Annotated in this window: 1 protein-coding gene; it reads left to right on the top strand. The window is 37.4% G+C overall.

What is annotated here, in order from left to right:
- The coding region (locus AC1DSL_RS17045; RefSeq protein ID WP_477533125.1) for a S8 family serine peptidase at nt 1-2,702 on the top strand (2,702 nt) is incomplete at its 5' end.
- Nucleotides 2,703-2,739: the final 37 nt, after the last annotated feature.

Raw genomic sequence — 2,739 nt, 5'->3', positions numbered from 1 at the left:
CTGCGAAAGCGGTTAGTTATTCGAGTATAGAAAATTTACTTGCTAATTTAACACCAGAACAAAGAGCTGCACTTAACCAGATGACTACAAATGAATCAACAGGTCTTCAAATTTCTTCAGATACAGATTTAAATTCTACGAAACAGACTTCTGTCATTATAGAGTTTGTGAATAAGCCTGCCAGAGTCGCACAAATTCAAGCAAGTGTAGAGGGAAAACAATTATCTGCGGAAGATGCATCAAATTTAGTTGATAAAGATCATGCTACTTTCAAAACAGATGTCCAACAATTATTTTCAGAGGATAATAATAAAAAGGTAGAATTTAAAATTGATCGTTCCTTTAAAAATGCATTTAATGGTGTTTCAATTAGTCTCCCAGCAAATCAAATTCAAAACCTATTAAAATCAAAAGTAGTAAAATCAGTTTGGAGCAACGAAACATTTACAATAGACCCACCTGCCGCTGATAGCGAACTATTAAAAGTGGATGAAGCAAATGTGCCGAATTATGCGCCTTATGATGGACTAGATCGTCTACATGCAGAAGGCTTTACTGGCAAAGGAATTAAAGTCGGGATACTTGATACAGGAATGGATTACAACCATCCTGACTTAAAGGATGCCTATAAAGGCGGATTTGATTTTGTCGATGATGATAATGATCCAATGGAAACAACTTATGCCGATTGGAAAAAATCAGGTAAACCAGAAATAGGTAGTGGTCGTGCCTACTATACTGAACATGGTACACATGTTGCGGGTATTATTGGCGGCCGAGGTTTAGCTGATAGTGAATATAAAACATTAGGTGCAGCACCAGAAGCTGATCTTTATGCTTATCGTGTACTTGGTGCATATGGGTCAGGTACAACTGATGACATTTTGGCCGGAATCGATCGTGCTGTGAAGGACGGTATGGATGTTATTAATATGTCTTTAGGCAATTCTTTAAATGATCCCCTTTACGCGACTTCCATTGCTGTAAACAATGCCGTTTTAAGTGGGGTAACGACCGTTGTGGCAGCGGGGAATAGTGGAGATAAAATGTATACACTAGGTTCACCTGGAGCTGCGGCATTGGCCCTAACGGTTGGTGCATCTACTGTTGCACTTGATATCTATCAATTTGCTGGTGTACAGAATGGGGTCAATTATTCATTAAGACAGCTAGCAAGAAACTATAAAGATGATTTAACGCAATTAAAAGGAAAAACCTATCAACTTGTTGATGTTGGACTAGGTAGACCTGCTGATTTTAATGGGAAGATTTTAGAGGGTAATATCGCGCTCATTAAGCGGGGCTCGATTGCCTTAATAGATAAAATTAAAAATGCAAAAGCAAAAGGTGCCATTGGGGTACTTATGTATAATGATGAAATAAATAGTGCAGAAGGTTCCATCCAGACATTTTTAGGTGAATCAGTGGATGCAGTTCCTACATYCTCTGTCACAAATACGGAAGGCAAAGCTATCTTAGCTGCCATAAATGCGGGTAAAACAGATCTTACTTTTGGTAACTATACGAAAGTAAAAACGCCTGGAGATGAATTAGCCGCTTTCAGTTCAAGAGGTCCATCACGTGTCAATTATGATATTAAACCAGAGGTAGTAGCACCTGGCGCCGCCATTCTTTCCACTGTTCCATTTTATATAAATGATAAAACAGTCGATGGGACTAAACCAGAGGACTATAAATATGGCTACTCCCGTTTATCTGGTACGTCGATGGCAACGCCTTATGTGGCAGGTGTATCCGCGTTACTATTACAAGCGAACGACAATCTTGAACCAGCAGATATTAAATCTATTTTAATGAATACAGCTGATCCGTTATCAAAAGATTATAGTGTATTTGAAGTCGGTAGTGGTCAAGTGGATGCCTATGAAGCCGTTCACTCAAATGTTGAGATTCAAGTAGATGATCGAACAGCTACTCTTAATAAAAATGAGAAAACAATAAGAGAATTAACTGGTGGATTTAGCTTTGGATCGATTGGGTATGATGACCAGGATATTTCAGAAGTTAGAAATTTTAAGTTAAATAATCGAAGTGAAAAAGCTAAAACATTTAATGTAAATGTGAAATTCCAAACTGGAATAAGAGACTCAAAGAATGCTGCTTTAAATAATGTCACATTAGATGGGCCAACTTCAGTCAATATAGAAGGAAATAGCCAGAGAGTCATCAAATTTAATCTGTCTATTCCAAAAACAGCTGAAAAAGGAACGTATGAGGGATATATCGTATTGACAAATAATGAAGATCCAACGGAAAACTACCAAATTCCATTTGGTGGACGAGTAGTAAACGAAGGAATTGATACATTTTCTATTGTTAATCCTATGTACTCGGGTGATACAGCTTGGCCAGAAAATGCCATTCCTTACCTTGGATTTAGGTTCCAATTAAAGTCACATTTGAGGACTTTAGACGTAGTAATACAAGATGCCAAAACGGGTGAAGATCTTGGATTAGTTGGATCTTACAATGCTCTATTATTGAATGAAAACCAACTATTGACTAATTCTAGTGGATTCGCTGGGGCATACTATCCGTATACAGGTGATAAGAAAAATCCGATTAGCGATCAATTTGTCATTGCCAAAACAGGTCAATACAAATTAAAAATGATTGGTACAAATAATCAAGGGAAAACATTTACTAAAGAAGCCGCTTTCATCAATGATTGGTACAAATAATCAAGGGAAAACATTTACTAAAGAAGCCGCTTTCATC

Source organism: Paenisporosarcina sp. P4_D4 (genome assembly GCF_056401835.1).
The sequence above is the reverse complement of the archived record's forward strand: the minus strand, read 5'-3'. Positions and strand labels throughout refer to the sequence as shown.